This window comes from Cellulomonas sp. KRMCY2 (assembly GCF_000526515.1).
Classification (GTDB): Bacteria; Actinomycetota; Actinomycetes; order Actinomycetales; family Cellulomonadaceae; genus Actinotalea.
This window is the reverse complement of record NZ_JAGF01000001.1, coordinates 4442571-4462142: the sequence shown is the minus strand read 5'-3', so window position 1 is coordinate 4462142 and position 19572 is coordinate 4442571. Positions and strand designations below refer to the sequence as shown.

General features: G+C 72.1%; 19 protein-coding genes. 8 read left to right on the top strand and 11 right to left on the bottom strand.

Annotation, left to right across the window (positions count from 1 at the left end; translation table 11 throughout):
- Positions 1 to 2: 2 nt before the first annotated feature.
- From ftsX to prfB, 3 genes are all read right to left on the bottom strand, one after another.
- A complete protein-coding gene (ftsX, locus tag K415_RS0121020) occupies positions 3 to 917 on the bottom strand; it encodes a permease-like cell division protein FtsX (protein WP_024288988.1) in 915 nt (304 codons plus the stop codon).
- A gap of 12 nt (positions 918 to 929) precedes the next feature.
- Positions 930 to 1619 carry a cell division ATP-binding protein FtsE gene (ftsE, locus tag K415_RS0121015; protein ID WP_024288987.1) on the bottom strand — a complete coding sequence of 230 codons (690 nt, stop codon included), beginning with the start codon at positions 1617 to 1619 and terminating at the stop codon, positions 930 to 932.
- Between the two features lie 254 nt (positions 1620 to 1873).
- A complete protein-coding gene (gene prfB / locus K415_RS0121010) occupies positions 1874 to 2983 on the bottom strand; it encodes a peptide chain release factor 2 (RefSeq protein WP_024288986.1) in 1110 nt (369 codons plus the stop codon).
- Positions 2984 to 3091: 108 nt separating this feature from the next.
- Between prfB and K415_RS0121005 the strand changes: the two genes are divergently transcribed.
- The 4 genes from K415_RS0121005 to K415_RS0120990 all read left to right on the top strand — a co-directional run bounded on the left by K415_RS0121005 (position 3092) and on the right by K415_RS0120990 (position 9493).
- Positions 3092 to 5665 carry a glycoside hydrolase family 2 protein gene (locus K415_RS0121005; protein ID WP_024288985.1) on the top strand — a complete coding sequence of 858 codons (2574 nt, stop codon included), beginning with the start codon at positions 3092 to 3094 and terminating at the stop codon, positions 5663 to 5665.
- 374 nt (positions 5666 to 6039) lie between these two features.
- Entirely contained in the window at positions 6040 to 7365 is a 1326-nt protein-coding gene (locus K415_RS0121000) for an ABC transporter substrate-binding protein (RefSeq protein ID WP_024288984.1), read from the top strand.
- 152 nt (positions 7366 to 7517) lie between these two features.
- Positions 7518 to 8555 carry a carbohydrate ABC transporter permease gene (locus tag K415_RS0120995; RefSeq protein WP_024288983.1) on the top strand — a complete coding sequence of 346 codons (1038 nt, stop codon included), beginning with the start codon at positions 7518 to 7520 and terminating at the stop codon, positions 8553 to 8555.
- On the top strand, positions 8552 to 9493 hold the full coding sequence (locus tag K415_RS0120990) for a carbohydrate ABC transporter permease (RefSeq protein ID WP_024288982.1): 942 nt from the start codon (positions 8552 to 8554) through the stop codon (positions 9491 to 9493). Before K415_RS0120995 ends, K415_RS0120990 begins: the two co-directional genes overlap by 4 nt.
- 118 nt (positions 9494 to 9611) lie before the next feature.
- On the opposite strand, the gene K415_RS0120985 is transcribed toward K415_RS0120990, so the two are convergent.
- From K415_RS0120985 to K415_RS0120950, 8 genes are all read right to left on the bottom strand, one after another.
- Positions 9612 to 10073, bottom strand: a complete 462-nt coding sequence (locus K415_RS0120985; RefSeq protein WP_024288981.1) for a pilus assembly protein TadG-related protein — start codon at positions 10071 to 10073, stop codon at positions 9612 to 9614.
- Positions 10073 to 10579 carry a TadE/TadG family type IV pilus assembly protein gene (locus tag K415_RS0120980; RefSeq protein ID WP_024288980.1) on the bottom strand — a complete coding sequence of 169 codons (507 nt, stop codon included), beginning with the start codon at positions 10577 to 10579 and terminating at the stop codon, positions 10073 to 10075. The genes K415_RS0120985 and K415_RS0120980 overlap by 1 nt, the downstream gene beginning before the upstream one ends.
- Positions 10576 to 10968 carry a TadE family protein gene (locus K415_RS0120975; RefSeq protein WP_024288979.1) on the bottom strand — a complete coding sequence of 131 codons (393 nt, stop codon included), beginning with the start codon at positions 10966 to 10968 and terminating at the stop codon, positions 10576 to 10578. The genes K415_RS0120980 and K415_RS0120975 overlap by 4 nt, the downstream gene beginning before the upstream one ends.
- Positions 10946 to 11137 (bottom strand): hypothetical protein, encoded by a 192-nt coding sequence (locus K415_RS0120970; protein WP_024288978.1) that lies wholly within the window; start codon positions 11135 to 11137, stop codon positions 10946 to 10948. The genes K415_RS0120975 and K415_RS0120970 overlap by 23 nt, the downstream gene beginning before the upstream one ends.
- A 122-nt stretch (positions 11138 to 11259) precedes the next feature.
- Entirely contained in the window at positions 11260 to 12204 is a 945-nt protein-coding gene (locus K415_RS0120965) for a type II secretion system F family protein (RefSeq protein WP_231494949.1), read from the bottom strand.
- A complete protein-coding gene (locus K415_RS0120960; RefSeq protein WP_024288976.1) occupies positions 12201 to 13058 on the bottom strand; it encodes a type II secretion system F family protein in 858 nt (285 codons plus the stop codon). Before K415_RS0120960 ends, K415_RS0120965 begins: the two co-directional genes overlap by 4 nt.
- A 3-nt stretch (positions 13059 to 13061) precedes the next feature.
- Entirely contained in the window at positions 13062 to 14300 is a 1239-nt protein-coding gene (locus tag K415_RS0120955) for a CpaF family protein (protein WP_024288975.1), read from the bottom strand.
- 168 nt (positions 14301 to 14468) lie between these two features.
- Positions 14469 to 15608, bottom strand: a complete 1140-nt coding sequence (locus K415_RS0120950; protein WP_024288974.1) for a DUF4349 domain-containing protein — start codon at positions 15606 to 15608, stop codon at positions 14469 to 14471.
- A 123-nt stretch (positions 15609 to 15731) separates the two neighbouring features.
- On the opposite strand from K415_RS0120950, the gene K415_RS23145 reads away from it, so the two are divergent.
- The 4 genes from K415_RS23145 (at position 15732) to K415_RS0120930 (ending at position 19562) form a co-directional block, all read left to right on the top strand.
- Positions 15732 to 16700, top strand: coding sequence for a CAP domain-containing protein (locus tag K415_RS23145; protein ID WP_155859544.1), 969 nt, complete (start codon positions 15732 to 15734; stop codon positions 16698 to 16700).
- 9 nt (positions 16701 to 16709) lie between these two features.
- The gene (locus K415_RS0120940; RefSeq protein WP_024288972.1) at positions 16710 to 17498 is read left to right on the top strand and encodes an ABC transporter ATP-binding protein; all 789 of its coding nucleotides are present in this window, start codon (positions 16710 to 16712) and stop codon (positions 17496 to 17498) included.
- Complete coding sequence (locus tag K415_RS22295; RefSeq protein ID WP_024288971.1) at positions 17474 to 19114, top strand: hypothetical protein; 1641 nt, start codon at positions 17474 to 17476, stop codon at positions 19112 to 19114. Before K415_RS0120940 ends, K415_RS22295 begins: the two co-directional genes overlap by 25 nt.
- Positions 19115 to 19214: 100 nt before the next feature.
- Entirely contained in the window at positions 19215 to 19562 is a 348-nt protein-coding gene (locus tag K415_RS0120930) for a DUF3039 domain-containing protein (RefSeq protein WP_024288970.1), read from the top strand.
- Positions 19563 to 19572: the final 10 nt, after the last annotated feature.

Here is a 19572-nt window from a genome sequence, read left to right as displayed (position 1 = left end):
CCTCACACCTTCGTGTAGCGGCTCAAGGTCACGACGGAGGAGATCGCCGCGAGCACGATCGCGACAGCCATCAGCACGGGCGCGACCGTCCAGACGGCGCTCGCGTCGATGTACGGGATGAACCGGACGGACTGGGCGAGCCAGTCCTCGATGAGGTAGCGCACGCCGAACCACAGGCCGGCGACGGACATCGCCGCCCCGATCGTCGCGGCGATCGCGCCCTCGAGCATGAACGGGAGCTGGATGAACAGGTTCGAGGCGCCGACCAGGCGCATGATGCCCGTCTCACGGCGTCGGCTCATCGCCGACAGCCGGATCGTCGTGGTGATCAGCAGGACGGCGGCCAGCAGCATGACGGCGGCGAGACCGGCCGCGACGAGGCTCGTCCGGTTGAGCACGAGGATCAGCGGTTCGATGACCTCGCTCTGGTCGCGCACCTCCTCGACGCCCTGCTGGCCGGTGAACACGTCCGAGACGACCTGGTAGTCCTGCGGGTCGATCAGGGCCACCCGGAACGAGGCCTGCAGCTGCTCGGCGGTGATGCCCTGCGCCCACCACTCGTCGGGGTAGAGCTTCTGGAACGCGACGAAGGCGTCGTCCTTGCTCTCGAAGTAGACCTGCTCGACGTAGGGCGCGAGGGTCTCGGACTCGAGCTGGGCGCGCAGGGCGTCCATCTGCTCCTGGGTCGCCTCACCGCCGGCGCAGGTCGGGGCGTCCGAGTCCTGCGGGCACAGGTAGATGGACACCTCGACGCGGTCGTACCAGTCGTCCTTCATCTGGTCGATCTGCAGCTGGAGCAGGCCGGCTGCGCCGACGAACGTCAGGGACACGAAGGTCACCAGGATGACCGAGATCGTCATCGACAGGTTGCGGCGCAGGCCGAGGCCGATCTCGGAGAGGATGAACTGGAGTCTCATCTGGTCATCCCCTCAGCGCGTCGATCCGTAGACGCCGCGCGACTGGTCGCGCACCATCTGGCCGGAGTCGAGCTCGATGACGCGCTTGCGCATCTGGTCGACGATCTCGTCGTCGTGCGTCGCCATGACGACCGTCGTGCCGGTGCGGTTGATCCGGTCGAGCAGGCGCATGATCCCGACCGAGGTCGTGGGGTCGAGGTTCCCGGTCGGCTCGTCCGCGAGCAGGATCGACGGCCGGTTGACGAACGCGCGGGCGATGGCCACGCGCTGCTGCTCGCCACCGGACAGCTCGTGCGGGCGGCGCTTCTCCTTGCCGCCGAGGCCGACGAGCTCGAGGGTGTCGGGCACCGTCGTCATGATGTGGTGCCGCGGCTTGCCGATGACCTGCAGCGCGAAGGCGACGTTCTCGAAGACCGTCTTGTTGGGCAGCAGCCGGAAGTCCTGGAAGACGGCGCCCATCTGGCGGCGCAGGTGCGGCACCCGCCAGGTCGAGAGGGTCGACAGGTCCCGGCCCGCGACGAAGATCCGGCCCGCCGACGGGCGCTCCTCCCGGAGCACGAGCCGCAGGAAGGTCGACTTGCCCGAGCCCGACGCGCCGACGAGGAAGACGAACTCGCCGCGCTCGATCTCGAGGTCGACGGCGTCGAGCGCCGGACGGGCGCCGCGGGCGTAGACCTTGGTGACGTTCTCGAGTCGGATCACAGGTTCGGAGCCAGTCGTCGGGGGCAGCGGGCGGGCTTGAGGCATGGACGAACACATCCACGGCGCTCACGCCGTTTCGAGGGTATGCAGGCCCGACGGCGGAGCCGGACCGGACACGCCGCACGGGCGGCTGTGGGTGTGTGCCGCCGTCGACCCCGACCGGCGTGATCCGGTCAAACCGGTCGATCCCGGGTCACCGGTGCCATGGCGCCCGGTGCGACGCGGTTCGGCGCCCAGGGGGGTGCGGGCGTCCGTCAGGCGCGGTCGAGCGAACGGCGCCAGCGGATGCCGGCCTCGATGAAGTCGTCGATGTCGCCGTCGAACACGGCCTGGGGGTTGCCGACCTCGTGCTCGGTGCGCAGGTCCTTGACCATCTGGTACGGCTGAAGCACGTAGGAGCGCATCTGGTCGCCCCAGCTCGCCTTGACGTCGCCGGCCATCGCCTTCTTCGCGGCGCTCTCCTCGGCCTGGCGCTGCAGGAGCAGCCGCGACTGGAGCACCCGCAGGGCCGCTGCCCGGTTCTGGATCTGGCTCTTCTCGTTCTGCATCGAGACGACGATCCCGGTCGGGATGTGGGTCAGCCGCACCGCGGAGTCGGTCGTGTTGACGGACTGCCCGCCCGGGCCCGACGAGCGGAAGACGTCGACCTTGATCTCGTTGTCGGGGATGTCGACGTGATCGGTCTGCTCGATGAGCGGGATGACCTCGACGGCCGCGAACGACGTCTGGCGACGGCCCTGGTTGTCGAACGGCGAGATCCGCACGAGGCGGTGCGTGCCGGCCTCGACGGACAGGTTCCCGAAGGCGTAGGGCACCTTGACCTCGAACGTCGCGGACTTCAGGCCCGCCTCCTCGGCGTACGAGGTGTCCAGGACCTGGGTGGGGAAGCCGTGCCGCTCGGCCCAGCGCAGGTACATCCGCAGCAGCATCTCGGCGAAGTCGGCAGCGTCGACCCCGCCGGCGCCGGCGCGGATCGTCACGACGGCCTCGCGCTGGTCGTACTCGCCGGCGAGCAGGGTCCGGACCTCGAGGAGGCCGAGGTCCTTGCGGAGTGTGACCAGCTCGGCCTCCGCGTCGGCGAGGGTGTCCTCGTCGTCCTCCTCGACAGCCATCTGGACCAGCGTCTCGAGGTCGTCGATGCGCTGGGTGAACCCGTCGAGGCGCTCGAGCTCGGACTGGGCGTGGGACAGCGCCGAGGTGACCTTCTGGGCGGCGTCCGTGTCGTCCCACAGGTCCGGGGCCGACGCCTTGTCCGAGAGCTCGGCGATCTGGGCCCGCAGGGCATCGGGGTCGCTGACCGCCCGGATCGTGCCCAGGGTCGTCCGGAGGGCGCTGATCTCGTTCGCGAAGTCGGTGGCTGCCACGACCGTCCAGGCTACCTGTTGTTCTGCGGGGCGATCCGCGCCGGAGCCGTAGGATCCCTTGCCGGGCCGACACCGACCCGTCCAGCCCCTGAGCCGAAGATGAGCCCGATGTCCGCCACCACGCACGTCCTCGCCGCCGCCCCGTCCCCGGCCGGGCCGGCGGTCCCCGCCACCGAGCACCTGCACGACGGGTGGTCGCTGCGCGCCGTCGCCGGACCCGTCCCCGCCGAGATCGCCGGCCGGACCGTCCCCGCGACCGTCCCGGGCAGCACGCACACGGACCTGCTCGACGCCGGTCTGATCCCCGATCCGTACCTCGACCTGAACGAGAAGACCCTGGTGTGGATGCACCGGACGCACTGGCGCTACCACACGTCGTTCGCTGCGCGGCCGGCCGCGCCGGACGAGCGGGTCGACCTGGTGTTCGAGGGGCTCGACACCGTCGCGACGGTCGAGCTCAACGGGGACGTCGTCGCGCGGACGGCCAACCAGCACCGTTCCTACCGGGTCGACGTGCGCGACCTGGTCGCGGGCCACAACGACCTGGCAGTGACCTTCGCCCCGGCCCTCGAGCACGCCGAGGCGCTCGAGGCCGAGCAGGGTCACCTGCCGCGGCCGTACCCGCACCCGTTCGCCTACGTGCGCAAGATGGCCTGCAGCTTCGGCTGGGACTGGGGGCCGGACCTCCAGACCGCCGGCATCGGCAAGCCGGTGCGGCTCGAGCGCTGGCGCACCGCACGCCTCGCACAGGTGCGCCCGCTCGTGACTGTCGATGCCGACGGCGCCGGGCGCGCCGAGGTGCACGTCGAGATCGAGCGCTCCGGCCTCGGCGCCGACGTCCCGCTGATCGTCACCGCATCGGTCGCCGGCCGGCAGGCGGAGGTCACGTCGGAGGTCACTGCCCAGGTCACGGTGCCTGCCGGCGCCACGACCGCCGTCGTGACCGTCGTGGTGCCCGACGTCGAGCGCTGGTGGCCGGTGGGCTACGGCCGGGCCACGCTGCACGACCTGACGGTCCGGCTCGCCGACGCCGACGGCGCGTCCGACCCCGACGCCGGCCTGGGAACCTGGCGGCGCCGCATCGGGTTCCGCTCCGTCGTCCTGGACCGCGGCGTCGACCAGTACGGGACGGCCTTCACGTTCGTGATCAACGACGTCCCGGTCTTCGTCAAGGGCGCCAACTGGATCCCGGACGACCACCTGCTCACGCGGATCGACCGCGCCCGGCTGGACCGGCGCATGCGTCAGGCGCTCGGGGCGAACCTCAACCTGCTGCGGGTCTGGGGCGGCGGGAGCTACGAGACCGAGGACTTCTACGACCTGGCCGACGAGCACGGCCTGCTGGTCTGGCAGGACTTCCTGTTCGCCTGCGCCGCCTACCCGGAGGTCGACCCGATCGCGGCCGAGATCGAGGCGGAGGCGCGGGAGAACGTCGCCAGGCTGACGCCGCACGCCTCGCTGGTGCTGTGGAACGGCGGCAACGAGACCCTCTGGGGTGCCGCCGACTGGGGCTGGTCCGAGCATCTCCAGGGCCGCGCCTGGGGTCTGAGGTACTACACCGAGGTGCTCCCGGACATCGTCGCCGAGCTGGACCCGACGCGCCCGTACTCGGACAACAGCCCGTACTCGCACGGGTTCACCGCCGGGGAGAAGCACCCGAACGACCCCGACCACGGCACCCACCACGAGTGGCAGTGCTGGAACACCCGCGACTACGCGCACTACCGCGACGACATCCCCCGGTTCTGCTCCGAGTTCGGCTGGCAGGCCCCGGCGACCTGGGCGACCCTGACCCGAGCGGTCCCGGTGGCGGCGCTGGACAAGGAGTCGGAGTCCTTCCTGCTGCACCAGAAGGCGGAGGACGGCAACGGCAAGCTCGACCGCGGCCTCGCTCCGCACCTTCCCGTGCCGGCGGACTTCGAGGACTGGCACTGGGCCACGTCGCTCAACCAGGCACGCGCCGTCGCGTTCGCGATCGAGCACTACCGGTCGTGGTGGCCGCGCACCGCCGGCAGCATCGTGTGGCAGCTCAACGACTGCTGGCCGGTCACGTCCTGGGCCGCGATCGACAGCGACGAGCGCAAGAAGCCGCTGTGGTACGCCCTCCGGGCCGCGAGCGCGAACCGGCTGGTCACGGTCCAGCCGCGGGGCGACGAGCTCGTCGCGGTCTTCGTCAACGACACCGACGTCGCCGGCCGCTCCGTGGTGGTCGCCCAGCGGACGGGCCTGGACGGCGTCGTGCTGGCCACCGTCGAGACGATCGTCCAGGTGCCCGCGCGCGGCACGGCGACGGTCCCGCTGCCGGTCGACCTCGTCACGCCCGACGACGCCACGCGCGAGCTCCTGGTGGTCACGGCGAGCGTGGGCGACGGCGTGGTCCGCGGCATCCACCTCTTCGCGCCGGACAAGGACGTCGCCTACGAGGCGGATCCCTTCACGACGGAGGTCGTGCAGGTCGCCGGTGGCTACCGGGTCGACGTGAGCGCCCGGTCGCTGGTCCGTGACCTGGCCCTGCTGGCGGACAAGGTCGCGCCGGACGCCGAGGTGGACGACCAGCTCGTCACCCTCCTGGCGGGCCAGTCGGTCTCGTTCACCGTCCGGACCGCGGCGCAGGTGGATCCGGCCGCCCTGACGTCGCCGAGGGTCCTGCGCAGCGCGAACGCGCTCGTCGTGGCCGGCTGACGGGCGCCCGGGCGGAGCCCGATCAGCGGTCACGACGGAGCCCGATCAGCGGTCACGACGGAACCCGATCAGCGGTCACGACGGAACCCGATCAGCGGTCACGACGGAACCCGATCGGCGGTCACGACGGAGCCTGATCAGCGGTCACGCGACCACGGACGGACGGCCGGGAGCCTGTGGGAGCCCTGTGGGAGAGCCCTCGCGCACCGCCGGTGGAAACGTGACCACGAATCGCGTGCTGAGACTTTGTTCGCCAGCCGAATCGTAATCAACTCGTGACCGCCAGCGCTGTTGGACTGATCGTGGCGCGGACTACATTGTGGGAACGCTCCAACGTGGGAGCGCACCCACAGCCACACCAAAGGGGATATGGCATGAAGTGGTCTCGATCCCGTCCCGCGACACTGCTCGCGGTCGGCGCAGCATCTGCCCTCCTGCTGACTGCGTGCAGCAGCACTCCTGACGACACGACCGATCCCGGCACCGAGGAGTCCGCCGCGACGGACGAGGCTCCTGCTGAGGACGTCAACCTCTCCATCGCCTTCTGGGGCGACTTCGGTCTCGGCCCGCTCGTCGACCAGTACGAGGCGGAGAACCCGGGCATCACCATCACCCTCAACGAGGGTGAGTACAACGCCCAGCACGAGGCGCTGCAGCAGCAGCTCATCGCGGGCTCCGGCGCCCCGGACATCGCGGCCATCGACGAGGGCTTCGTCGTCCAGTTCCGCTCGCAGGCCGACAAGTTCACCAACCTGCTGGACTTCGGCGCGGGTGACTACGAGGAGGCCTACCTCCCCTGGAAGTGGCAGTCGACCCTCGCGGACGACGGCGCTGTCCAGATCGGTCTCGGCACCGACGTCGGCGGTCTGGCCATGTGCTACCGCCACGACCTCTTCGCCGCAGCCGGCCTCCCGTCCGACCGCGCCGAGGTCTCGGCCCTGTGGGACACCGAGGGCTGGGACGGCTTCATCGAGGCCGGCAAGACCTACGTCGCCAACGCGGGTGGCAAGAAGTTCATCGACAACGCGACCAACGTCTTCAACCCGATCCTCGGCCAGCAGGAGGTGGGCTTCTTCACCTCTGACGAGGAGCTCGCCATGGACGGTGGCCCGAAGGTCGCCTTCGAGACCACCGAGGCCATCATCGACGCCGGCCTGTCGGCCAACATCGCCGCCTGGTCGGACGAGTGGAACGCCGGTTTCCAGAACGGTGACTTCGCCGCCCTCGCCTGCCCGGCGTGGATGACCGGTCACATCCGCAACACCGCGCCCGACACCACGGGTCTGTGGGACATCGCCGGGATCCCCGGCGGCGGCGGCAACTGGGGTGGCTCGTTCCTGACGATCCCGGCCCAGGGTGCCCACATCGAAGAGGCGTACGCCCTGCTCGAGTGGCTCATCCAGCCGGATCAGCAGATCGCCATCTTCAACACCGTCGGCAACCTGCCGTCGCAGCCGGCCCTGTACGAGGACCCGGCCATCCAGGAGAAGACCGACGAGTTCTTCAACAACGCTCCGACCGGCCAGATCTTCTCGGCCACGGCCGAGGGTCTGACCCCGCAGTACCTGGGCTTCAAGAACGGCCCGGTGCGCGTGGCAGTGGAGAACGTGCTCAACGACATCCAGGCGGGCAACATCGCCACGGGTGCCGAGGCGTGGGACCGCGCAGTCTCCGAGGCCGAGACGGCCGCTGCAGGCTGATCGCCACACCGCGTCGATGACGCGATAGCCCGCTGGGCGGGGGTGAGCCGAGTGCTCACCCCCGCCCAACGGCGCGCGGACCCGATGCGGTTCGCTACGTTCTTGTCCGCAGTGCCGGCCACCCGCCTTGCCCGGTCACCCCAGGAGGTCCCATGTCCGCCGCCAGTGGCGCAGGAGCGACGACTGTCGCACCACGCTCCAGGGGCGAGAGCACCAGCAGTCCGAGCCCGAAGGCACCGCCCAGCGCGTGGCAGTCCCGGCTCGGCAGGTTCGACCACAAGGTCGTGCCGTACCTGCTGATCTCGCCCTTCTTCATCCTGTTCGCCGTCTTCGGCCTGTTCCCGTTGATCTACAACGGTGTGGTGGCCTTCCGGAACTGGAGCATCCTCCAGCCGGACAAGGACGGTTGGGCCGGGTTCGCCAACTTCTCCAGGCTGCTGGAGGACGAGAGGTTCTGGAACGCGCTGGGCAACACGTTCGGCATCTTCCTTCTCTCGACGATCCCGCAGCTCTTCCTCGCCCTCGTGGTCGCCGCGCTGCTCAACCGCCGGCTGCGGGCCCAGAACTTCTTCCGGGTCGGGATCCTGCTGCCGTACGTCACACCGATCGTCGCCTCGACCCTCGTGTTCTCCTCCGTCTTCGCCCGTGACTACGGCCTGGCCAACTGGCTGCTGGGCATGCTCGGGGTGCACAGCGAGCTGGGACAGGGTCAGATCATCGACGGCTTCGACTGGCGCGGCTCCAAGGCGACGTCGTGGGCCGCCATCGCGTTCATGGTCAACTGGAAGTGGATCGGCTACAACGCGCTCCTCTACCTGTCCGCCATGCAGTCCATCCCGAAGGACGTCTACGAGGCCGCGGCCCTGGACGGCGCCAACGCGTGGAAGCAGCTGTGGAAGATCACCGTCCCGATGATCCGGCCCATGGTCCTGTTCACGGTGGTCCTGTCGACCATCGGCGGCCTGCAGCTGTTCGCCGAGCCGATGCTCTTCGAGCAGAACGCCCAGGCGGCCACGGGTGGTACCCGTGGTCAGTGGCAGACCGTTGCGCAGCTGATCTACAAGATCGGCTGGAAGGACCTCAACCTCGGCTACGCCGCAGCGATGTCCTGGGGACTGTTCCTCATCATCGTGGTCATCGCGGCCTTCAACGCCTTCATCACCAACCGCCTGGGAGGTGGCAAGCGATGAGCACCAGCCCGTCCCACGCACGCACGGTGACACCGGTCGCCGAACCGGTCACCCGGCGCAAGGCGGCCCTCCTCGGCCGCTCCCCTCAGGACACCGCCGCCAGCGGCTGGAACTACCTGCTGCTGGTGGTCGCGATCATCGCCGGCGCGTTCCCGATCTACTGGATGTTCGTCGTGGCGACCGGCACGGACGCCACGCTCGCGCAGCTGCCGCCCCAGGTCACGCCCGGCGGCAACTTCATGCACAACGTCGGCATCGTGCTCGGCAACATCACCGAGCAGGGCCGGTCCTACGACAACGCGCGGTTCGCCGACTCGTTCGTGAACAGCATCATCGTCACGACGATCGTCACCGCGTCGCTGCTCTTCTTCTGCTCGCTGGCCGGGTTCGCCTTCGCCAAGCTGCGGTTCAAGGGTCGCGACAAGCTGATGGTCATCGTGATCCTGACGTTGACCATCCCGAACCAGCTCGGCATCGTCGCGCTGTACATCATCATCTCGAAGTTCGGCTGGAACCAGCAGCTCATCGCGGTGATCGTGCCGGGACTCGTCTCGGCGTTCGGTGTGTTCTACATGCGCCAGTTCATCCAGGACTCGGTCCCGGACGAGCTCGTGGAGTCCGCCCGGGTCGACGGTGCCTCGACGTTCCGCGTGTACTGGAACATCGTCATCCCGATCATCCGGCCGGCACTCGGCGTGCTCGGCCTGCTCACGGCGGTCGGCACCTGGAACGAGTTCCAGTGGGCCCTGATCGCCCTGGGCGGTGGCGAGCACAAGACGATCGGTGTCGCGTTGAGCGACCTGGCGTCCGGCAACTACGTCAAGTACCGCATCGTCCTGGCCGGTTCGTTCCTGGCCACCATCCCGTTGATCCTGCTGCTGGCCGTCGCCGGCAAGCAGATCGTCCGCGGGATCATGGAGGGTGCGGTCAAGGCGTGAGCCGCCCGGCCTGGCAAGGCTGACGTGCATGGTGACGGCCGGTTCCCTCGGGGGCCGGCCGTCACTGCGTGAGCAGGTCGGGTGGGTGCCGCGTCAGCCGGCTCGGGTTGATGCGGGCTCAGCCGGCTCGGGCGCTGGCCGTCACCTGGAGCACGATGCCGTCCGACCATGGCGCCGTCGCCCAGCTCAGCAGGGCGGGGTGGGCCATGGCGCGCAACGTGACGCGGGCGGTCCGGCCGTCGGTCGTGGTGGCCTCGATCACTGTGACATCCGTCAGGCGCGTGCTCGACGGTGCGGTGGCCAGGTGGTCGTCCACGGCGGCGCGCACCGACGACGGCGTCAGCCGCACCAGCCCCGCACCCGCGTCGCGGGCTGTCGGTGAGTAGTACGACGGGTCGTCCATCGCGTCGGCCGCCGCGAGTGCCGAGAGGTCGGCGAGGGCGAGCAGGCGCTTGCGTTCGAGGTGGATCCCGGTGGCGGAGACCACAGCGGTGACGAGCAGCAGGGCGAGGACCCCGTAGGCGATGGACAGCAGCATCACCTGGCCGTCGTCTCCCCGCGGCCGCAGGCGCGAGGCCATCAGCCTGCTCCGGCGAAGGTGTCGACGGTGGCCGTCGCCGTGGCGCTGACCGGGACCGCGAGCGGGACGACACCCTGGAGCCAGCCGGGGACGCCCGGCAGTGGCACGTCGAGCGCGATCGTGGCCGTCACAGCAGTCCCGGGCGTCAGGCACGGGTCGGCCGAGCAGGCGACGACCACCGCGCCGGCCGCGGCCGCGGGGTCGAGCCCCTGGTCGTCGAAGGCGATGGCGGCGGCGGTCACGGCCCGGCCGGCCGCTGCCGACGGCTCCTGTGCAGTGACGAAGGCGCGTGCTGCCTCCCGGGCCGCGCCGTCGACGGCGAACGCCGCGGACTGCATCCGGGCGAGCACCAGGACGAGGTAGACGACGGGCACGAGGAGCACCAGCGCGACACCGAGGAACTCGACGATCGCGCTGCCGCGGTCCGGTGCGTCGTGCAGGGCGGCGTGGGCCCGTGCCCTGACCGTGCGAGCGACCCGCAGGGTCACCGACCGGATGCGGCTCATGGCTCCTCCGCGAGGGCGTGGCCGTCGACGGCCAGGGTTCCAGCCGGGCCGAGCAGGCCGACGACCGGCAGCGGAGCCGTGACCTCGACGCGCACGACGTCCAGGCCGTCCACGACCGTCGACTCGGCGGTGACCTGCTGGGCGAAGCGTGGCGCGAGCGTCATCGCGATCAGGTCCCGGGTCCGCTGCGCGCCCTGCTCGACGGTGCGGTCGGCGAGCGCGCCGTACCGCGCCCCCTCGGCCGCGCAGTCGATCAGGGTCGACCTGACGTGCAGCGTGAGGGTGAGCTGCAGGACACCGGCGAACAGGACTGTCGTCAGCGCACCGATGAGCACGAAGTCGACGACCGCGGAGCCGCGGTCCCGCTCAGCCGCCGAAGGAGGTGACACGCGCGATCGCGGACTCGAAGACCCCGGCGAGCGCCGGGCCGGCGACGGCCCACAGTGCCAGCACCAGCCCCGCGGTCATGAGGGTGACGAGCACCCACCCGGGGACGTCGCCGCGCTCCGGGTCGTCGGCGGGTGCGGTACGCAGCTCGGGCTCGGTCGGACGTGCCACGGGTCCTCCAGGTGTCTCGGTCGGACGGCCCTGGTGGGTCGGCCTCGTTCGGTCCGGGTCGCGGTCGTGGCCCGGAGGCCGGCCTGGCGGCGGCAGGCCGAGCCGGTCGCACGTCGAGCCCGTCACAGGTCGAGCCGCAGCGTGGCCAGCCCGGGGAAGACGGCGAACACGACGGTCACCGGCAGGATCAGGAAGACCACCGGGACCATCATCACGACCTCCTTGCGGCCGCCGGTCTCCATCAGGCCGCGGCGGCTGGCCTCCCGGACGTCCTCCGCCTGGGCGCGCAGCACGTCGGCCAGCGGCGTGCCACGGTCGACCGCGACAGCGATGGCCTCCGCGAACCGGCTCAGAGCAACCAGGCCGGTCCGGTCGGCCAGTCGCTCCAGGGCAACGGTCAGCGGTGTGCCGGCACGGCAGTCCGCCACGACGCGCCGTACCTCCGTCGAGAGCTCGCCGCGCGTCGACCGTCCGACGCGTTCGAGGGCGCCGTGCGCCCCCTCGCCCGCTCCGACCGCGAGCGCCAGCAGCTCGGCGACCGTGGGCAGCTCGGCCAGCATGCGTTCCTCCCGCTGCCTGACCTGCCGGCTGAGCAGCTGGTCGCGGCTGACGAGCCCGGTCAGGGCGCAGGCAGCCACGACCACCGCGGCGGCCACCGGGTGGGTGCCGCGACCGGCGACCAGCGCCAGGGCCACGACCAGGCCCGCTGCGGTGCCGAGCGCTGCCGCGACGACCTGCTCGGCACGGAAGTCCTCGACGGTCTGGGGTCGCCCGGCGCGGTCGAGCCGACGCTGGAGATCCACGGTGGGGGAGCCGAGCCGCTCGACCAGGCGGACCGCGTCGTGCATGACCGGTGCGACCAGACGCTCGACCGTCGGGAACGGTGAGTGCACCGCAGGTACCCGCAGCAGGGCCGAGGCGCCGCCGGGCAGGCGGAGGTACGGCGCCAGGCGCGCATCCAGGCGGGGCCGCCGGGCGTTGAGCCGCAGGATGACGATCCACAGCCCGATCCCGCCGACGGCGCCGACAGCGGCGCCGACGCCGGCGGGCGACAACCCGGCGATCACCGCAGCACCCGGACGTCCTCGGGCAGTCGCCCGATGCGCGCCATGAGGTGGTAGGCGACCAACGAGCTCCCGGCCCCGGCAGCCAGGACGGCGACGCCCGCGGAGGTGTTGTAGGCGGCGGCGGCCTCGGGCCGCGAGGAGAGCATCGCGAGCACCAGCCAGGGCGCCGCCACCGCGAGCCGTGCGCCGTTGACCGTCCAGCTCTGACGGGCCTCGAGCTCGCCGCGGGTCCGGGCGTCCTCGCGCAGGAACGCCGAGAGGGTCCGGAGCAGCCGACCGAGGTCGGTGCCGCCGACGTCGCGGGTCAGCCGGAGCACCTCGACGATCCGGTCCGCCACCGGGTCCGCGAGCCGGGCCTTGAGGGCGTCGAGGCAGTCACCGAAGCGACCACTGGCGCGGTGGTCCTCGGCGAAGGCACGGAAGGCAGGGCGGAGCTCGACCGGCCCGCGATCACCCAGCTGACCGAGGGCCTCCGGCAACGACAGGCCCGCGCGGATGCCCGATGCGAGGTGGTCGACGACCTCGGGCCACACCCCGCGCAGCGCGGCGCGGCGACTGCGGGCGCGGGTGCGGACCAGCCCCACCGGTGCGTACGCGGCCATCAGGGCGAAGCAGGTCGCGATCGCCGGGGACCGGGTCAGACCGACCGCGACGACCCAGGTCATCATGCCGGTGACCGCGCAGGTGCCGATCAGCGCCGCCGGCGAGACGCCCGGCGCCCCGGCCTGGACCAGGAGGTCGGTGATCGACTCCGACCACCGGCCACGCTCCCGTCGGTGCGGGACCGGCGAGGTCACCGACCACAGGAGGAGGCACAGCCCGGCGCCGAGGAGCAGTCCGCTCACGACGCCCACGGCTCAGCCCACCTCCGACGTGCGTGGACGCAGCAGAGCGGCGACGTCCACACCGATGCGGGAGTAGCGCTCGGGGTGTGGCGGGAAGCCGTCCGCGCGCACCAGGACGTCGTCGCGCTGGTGGAAGACGTCTGCCGTCTCGACGACTCCGTTCTCGACGCGTCCCGGCACGGCGACGATCTCCGCGGTGCGCCGCCGACCGCGCGCGTCGATGTCGAGGTGCACGACGAGGTCGATCGCGGAGGCCACCGTCGGTACGACGAACGCCGCGGAGACGTTCTCGCCGGCGAGCAGCGGCAGCGTGCAGATCTTGGTCAGGGCCTCGCGCGCGCTGTTCGCGTGAACGGTGCACATGCCGGGCACGCCGGCGTTGAGGGCGATGAGCATGTCGAGGCTCTCCGCCTCCCGGACCTCGCCGATCACGATCCGGCTCGGCCGCATCCGCAGCGCCTCCTTGACCAGGCGCCGCAGCGTGATCGCCCCGGTCCCCTCGAGGCTGGGCTGACGGCACTGCATCGCCACCACGTCGCGGTGCGGGATCCGCAGCTCGAAGACCTCCTCGGCGGTGATGATCCGCTCGCGCGGTGGGATGGACCCGCCGAGAGCGTTCAGCATCGTCGTCTTGCCCGCCTGGGTCGGGCCGGACACCAGGATGTTGAGGCCGGCCGCCACGGACGCGGCAAGGAACCGCGCAGCGGCCGGGGTCAGCGAGCCGAGCGCGACCAGGTCGTCGAGGTGCGTGGCCCGCACGAGGTACTTGCGGATGTTGATCGCCCACGCCGTGCGGGTGACGTCGGGGATCACCACGTGCAGCCGTTCCCCGCCGGGCAGCGCCGCGTCGACGAACGGGCTGGACAGGTCGAGGCGACGACCGGAGACGCGGAGCATCTGCTCGACGAGCTCACGCACCTGGACCTCGGTCAGGATCGTCGTCGTCAGCTCGGGCTCACCGCGCCGGGCGACGAAGACCTCGGCGGGCGAGTTGATCCAGATCTCCTCGACCTCGTCGTCGTCCATGTACTGCTGGAGCGGGCCGAGGCCGGCGACGGCGTCGACGACGGCCTTGGTCGCCGCCCCGGCATCGACCAGGGGTGGCAGGTGACCGCGCAGGGAGCGTTCGTCGTAGTCGGCGACGACGTCGCGCACCAGGTCCGCAAGTGACTCGCGGTCACGCAGCGGGTCGACCCCGCGCCGTCGGATGAGCTCGCGCACCTCGTGCTCGAGCAGTGCGACACCGTCCACGAGACCCCCTGCGCCCCCGTGCGGTCGGGTCCGCACGGGACGAGCATAGGGGAGCAGAACAGTCCAAACCGCCCGTTGTGGACAACAGGATCGGTCGGTGGGCGCCGACCCGAAGCTCCGCTCGGCGAGGTCGGTCCGCCCCGGGCCGTCGCGGCGTCGGCGGCGGGCTCACCCGGGAGGCGTCGGTGATCTCTTGGTGCGTCTCGCGACGGCGCCCGGCGCGGTGGGCGCCGGTTCGGTCGGTGCCGGTTCGGTCGGGGCCGGCGGAGCCGGGGCGGGCTCCGGCGCTGCGGGTGCGGCCGGCGGCTGGGGTACCGGCCGGGCGTCCATCGGCCCCTGGCCCGCGTAGCCGCTCGGGTAGGCCGGTCGGGCCGCCCCCCGACGCGCGTCCCACGGGAGGGACGTCGTCGGGCCGGAAGGCGCGGCAGACGGCGCCTTTGCCGCCTGCCGCCGTCCGAGCCACCGGCCGACGTAGATGATCACGGCCGTCAGGAGCGCCCCGGCGGCGAGCCACGGGAGCAGGACGCCGACGACGTGCAGCACGTCGCGCGTGGTGCCGACCAGGGCGTTCCAGCCGCTGACGAGGCCGCCCCAGAACCCGGGTTCCGGCTCCGGCTCGGGTGCCGTCGCCTCGGTCCACAGCTCGAGCCGGATGGTGGACATCGCGATCTGTTCGGCCAGGGCCGTCTTCTGCGCCTGGACGGACTCGAGCTCGACCTGGCGGTCCGTCAGGACCTGTTCGGCGTTGACGATCTCGGTGATCGACCCGGCGCGCCCGAGCAGGTCCTCGAGGCGGGCGATCGAGATCTCCAGTGCCCGGATGCGGGCGTCGAGGTCCCGCGCCTGGGCCGTGACCTCGGTGGTGACCAGCGACAGGTCCTGCACGGTGCCGAGCTCCTCGAGGTCGGCCAGCGTGACGGTGACCTGGTCGGACGGGATCCGCACGACGAGGTAGACGCTGGTCGCCTCGGCCTCGGCGGAGACCTGCTCGTTGCGCTCCTGGACCTTGCCGCCCACGCGCTCGACCAGCAGGGCTGCCTGCTCGGCGACGGCGTGCGGGTCCTCGACGGTCATCGACAGCGAGCCGGAGACCACGAACTCCTGGTTCGACAGGTTCACGTCGGTGCCGGTCCCGGCGTCGACGCCGCGGTCCTCGGCCGGGGCCGCCGCCTCGTCTGCGGCGGACTCCTGGCTCTCGACACCTCCGACGTCCGAGGCGGGCTCCGAGGTGCTCGCGTCCCCGCCGGCCGAGCACCCGGCAAGGAGCAGGACGGCGACGACGGCGATCGACCTCGGGAGGCTGCGCATGCGCCTCAGGCTAGGTGTCTGCACCCTGGCGCGTGGACGCTTCGACCGTATCGTGATCGATTCGACACGCTCCTGTGTCCGGCGTCGTACCGTGGCACGTCACCCACCCATCCGAGGAGCAGCGTGCGGACACGACCCGATGGACACGACGGCCGAGCAGACGCCCGGGTCGTGCCGTCGCGGTCCCGTCGCCTGCGCTCTCGGCTCGCGGCAGCCGCCACGACCCTGCTCGTCGGCGTCGGCGGCGTCGTCGGGCTCGTCGGCGGGCTCGCCACCCCGGCGCACGCCGACGCCGGCGAGGACCTCCTGGTGATGATCAACGCCGAGCGTGCCGCCGCCGGGGTCGGCCCGCTCCGGCTGAACAGCTCGATGTCGGGTGTCGCGGCTGCCTGGAGCCAGCGCATGGCCGACGCCGGGCAGCTGAGCCACAACCCCGACTACGCGACCCAGATCCCCGGCGGGTGGTCCGCTGCGGCGGAGAACGTCGCCTGGAACTCACCGGCCGACGTGGCCGGCCTGCACAGGTCATGGATGGAGTCGCAGGGCCACCGCGAGAACATCCTCGGCGGCGCGTACACGGATGTCGGCATCGCCGTCGTGATCCAGGACGGGAAGGCCTGGGGCACGGAGGTGTTCGGCGCGTACGGGTCCGCGCCGATGCCCGCACCCGCTGAGCCCGCACCGGCACCGGCACCCGCTCCAGCACCCGCACCAGCACCAGCACCAGCACCAGCGCCCGCGCCTGCTCCTGACCCGGAGCCGGCACCACCGGTCGAGCCTGCGGTGAGCCCGGCGCCGGTCGCGGCCGCTGAGCCGGTGCCCGGGACGACGCCGGTCGCAGGGACGACAGCGCCCCCCAGCCGGACGCCTGCGCCGACCGCCCGGGCGTCGGAGCGCGACACCGCCGAGGCGGCGCCGGCCGGGAGCGTGCTCGCCCAGACCGCCACCGGGACGGCCGGCGCCCGCGTCGCGGTCCTCGGTGGCCTGCTCGTCGTGCTCGCCGCAGGCGCCGCGGTGTGGCGAGTGCGCACCCGTCGCGGTGCTCCTGGATTCACCCGGCCGCCGGGCGGGGGTCCCGACCCCGCACCGTAGGGTGGGCCGGTGAGCCGACCGGCGCCCGACGACGTGCAGCCGCCGGCCCTTGCCCTGCGCGGGCTGGTCAAGCGGTTCGGCACGACGCTTGCCGTCGCGGGGCTCGACCTCGAGATCCCGGCGGGCTCCTTCTACGGCGTCGTCGGACCCAACGGCGCGGGCAAGACGACGACGCTCTCGATGGCCACCGGGCTGCTCCTGCCCGACCACGGCAGCGTCCACGTGCACGGGGTGGACCTCTGGGCCCGTCCGGCCGCCGCGGCGCCGCTGCTCGGGGTGCTGCCCGACGGCATGCGGCTGTTCGACCGTCTCACCGGTGCGGAGCTGATCAGCTATGCCGGACTGCTGCGCGGCCTCGACCGCGACGTCATCGCAGCCCGGCGCGACGACCTGCTCGTCGCGCTGGACCTGAACGTCGCCGGCAGGACGCTGGTCGCCGACTACTCCGCAGGGATGACCAAGAAGATCGCCCTCGCCTGCGCCCTCGTCCACGCACCCCGCCTGCTCGTGCTCGACGAGCCGTTCGAGGCCGTCGACCCCGTCTCGGCCGGCGCGATCCGGGCGATCCTGCACCAGTTCGTCGCGGCCGGCGGGACGGTCGTGCTCTCGAGCCACGTCATGGCGCTCGTCGAGCGGGTCTGCGACCACGTCGCCGTCGTGGCAGCCGGTCGGGTCCTCGCCGCCGGGTCGCTCGAGGCGGTGCGTGCAGGCCAGAGCCTCGAGGAGAGGTTCGTCGGGCTGCTGGGCGGGGGACCGGCAGAGCCGGAGCTGACGTGGCTGCGACCGTCCTCCGCCTGAAGCTGCGGATCCTCGGCCACACGCTGCGCAGCGAGGGCTGGCGCGTGGTGGTCATGATCCTCGGCGGGCTCTGGGCGCTGAGCGCACTGCCCTCCGTCATCGGCGGCATGGTCTGGCTCTCGGGGCAGTCGGTCGAGGTGAGCCACGACGTCCTCGTGGTCGCCGGGACCGTCCTGGTCATCGGTTGGGCCGTCGTCCCGGTGCTCATACCCGGCATGGACGACTCGCTCGAGATCACCCGCTTCGCCACCTTCGGCGTGCCGGTCCGTCGGCTGGTCCCCGGTCTCCTGCTCGCGTCCCTGCTGGGCGTCCCGACGGTCTTCGCGGCAGTGGTCTGCCTCGCACCGGCGATCGCGTGGGGACGGTCGGGAGCCGGCCCGTGGGAGGGCGGCGCGGCGCTGGCCGTCGCTGTCGCCGCAGCCCCGCTCGCGCTGGCGACCTGCGTGCTCGCCGCCCGGCTGAGCACTGGTCTGGCGGCCCGGCTGCTCGGCACCCGCCGGTCGAAGGAGGTCGGCGCGCTGCTGGGGCTGCTCGTCGTCGGGTTGGCCGTCCCGGGTGTCGTCGCGATCGGTGCGGTGGGGGTCGAGGGCGCGCTCGAACGGGTCCCCGCCGTCGCGCAGGTGCTCGGCTGGACGCCGCTCGGCCTGGTCTGGGCAGCGCCGGCCGCGATGGCCGCCGGTGACGTCGCCGGCGCGCTGACCCGGGTGGCGCTGGCGGCGGCATGGGTTGCGGTCGGCATCGTCGGCTGGTCCGCGCTGCTGCGTGCGGCGCTCGTCCGCCCGCCGTCGCGCGGTGGCCAGGTGCGCAGGCGTCGGGACGGCATGCTCCCGGCCCGACGGCGGGGTGGCGCCGCGGCCGGTGGTCCGATCGGCGCGATCCGCCGCCGACCGGGTGTCGGTGCGGCGGCCGCGGTGACCCGCCGGAGCCTGCGCTACTGGTCCGCCGACCCGCGCTACTCCAGCGCGCTGCTCGGGGCCGTCGTGGCCCCGGTCGTCATCGTGCTGCTCGTCGCCACCGTCGTCGACGCCCCCGCGGCCGTCGCGCTGAGCATGGGGCCGCTGATGGCGGGCACGATCGGCTGGGGCCGGCACAACGACGTCGCCTTCGACGGCTCGGCGTTCTGGATGCACGTCTCGGCACGGGTCCCGGGCTGGGCGGACCGCCTGGGCCGCGCGGCGGCCACACTCGTCTGGGCGGCCCCGGTGACCGTGGCCGTCGGCCTGGTCGGGGTCGCCGTGGCCGATCGACGCGACCTGGCCCTGGCCGCCCTCGGTGCGTCCCTCGGCGTCCTGTGCGCGGGCCTGGCGGTCTCCGCGGTGTTCAGCACGCTGCTGCCCTACCCGGTGCCGGAACCGGGAGCGAACCCGTACGCCGCGCAGATGGGCGCGGTGGGGGCCAGTCTGCTCGCCCAGGTGGTCACCTCCGCGGCGACGATCGTGCTCTGCCTGCCGGTGCTGGGCCTGTACGCGGCCTCGATGTGGTGGGGTCCCGCGGCGACGCTGCCGACCTTCCTGGTCGGTGTCGTGGGCGGCGTGGGAGTCCTGGTGACCGGCATCGTGCTCGGTGGACGGGTCTACGACGCGCGGGCCTCGCGCATCCTGGCCCGACTCGCGTGAGCCCTGTGAGCCCCGTGAGCCCTGTGAGCCCTGCGGTCCGGTGGGCCGGATCGCGGTCGGGTGCCGGGGCTGTCGGCACCTCGCCGTAAGATTCATCTCCATGAGCCAGCCGACTCCTCCCGCCACCGGACCGGACGACCCGCACGGCGAACCCGGCGGCGGCTCGGGCACCTCCACGAGCGTGCTGGAGCGCTCGGAGACCCGTGAGGAGGTCGAGCCGGGAGACCACGAACGGTTCGCCCACTACGTGCGCAAGGAGAAGATCCTCTCCTCGGCACTGTCCGGCAGCCCCGTGATCGCGCTGTGCGGCAAGGTCTGGGTGCCGGGCCGCGACCCCAACAAGTTCCCGGTCTGCCCGATCTGCAAGGAGATCTACGACGGCCTGCGCTCCCCGCAGGACGGCGACAAGCCCGGCGGCGGTTCCGACGGATCCTCCGGCGGACGGTGAGCCCGCAGCA

Excerpts from the sequence above, each read along its gene's own strand:
- K415_RS0120985 (WP_024288981.1), bottom strand. The coding sequence starts at position 10,073 with ATGGCCTCGCGCCTGCGGCCGCGGGGAGACGACGGCCAGGTGATGCTG.
- K415_RS0121005 (WP_024288985.1), top strand. The coding sequence starts at position 3,092 with ATGTCCGCCACCACGCACGTCCTCGCCGCCGCCCCGTCCCCGGCCGGG.
- K415_RS0120990 (WP_024288982.1), top strand. The coding sequence starts at position 8,552 with ATGAGCACCAGCCCGTCCCACGCACGCACGGTGACACCGGTCGCCGAA.
- K415_RS0121000 (WP_024288984.1), top strand. The coding sequence starts at position 6,040 with ATGAAGTGGTCTCGATCCCGTCCCGCGACACTGCTCGCGGTCGGCGCA.
- K415_RS0120995 (WP_024288983.1), top strand. The coding sequence starts at position 7,518 with ATGTCCGCCGCCAGTGGCGCAGGAGCGACGACTGTCGCACCACGCTCC.
- K415_RS0120950 (WP_024288974.1), bottom strand. The coding sequence starts at position 15,608 with ATGCGCAGCCTCCCGAGGTCGATCGCCGTCGTCGCCGTCCTGCTCCTT.
- ftsX (WP_024288988.1), bottom strand. The coding sequence starts at position 917 with ATGAGACTCCAGTTCATCCTCTCCGAGATCGGCCTCGGCCTGCGCCGC.
- K415_RS0120980 (WP_024288980.1), bottom strand. The coding sequence starts at position 10,579 with ATGAGCCGCATCCGGTCGGTGACCCTGCGGGTCGCTCGCACGGTCAGG.
- K415_RS0120930 (WP_024288970.1), top strand. The coding sequence starts at position 19,215 with ATGAGCCAGCCGACTCCTCCCGCCACCGGACCGGACGACCCGCACGGC.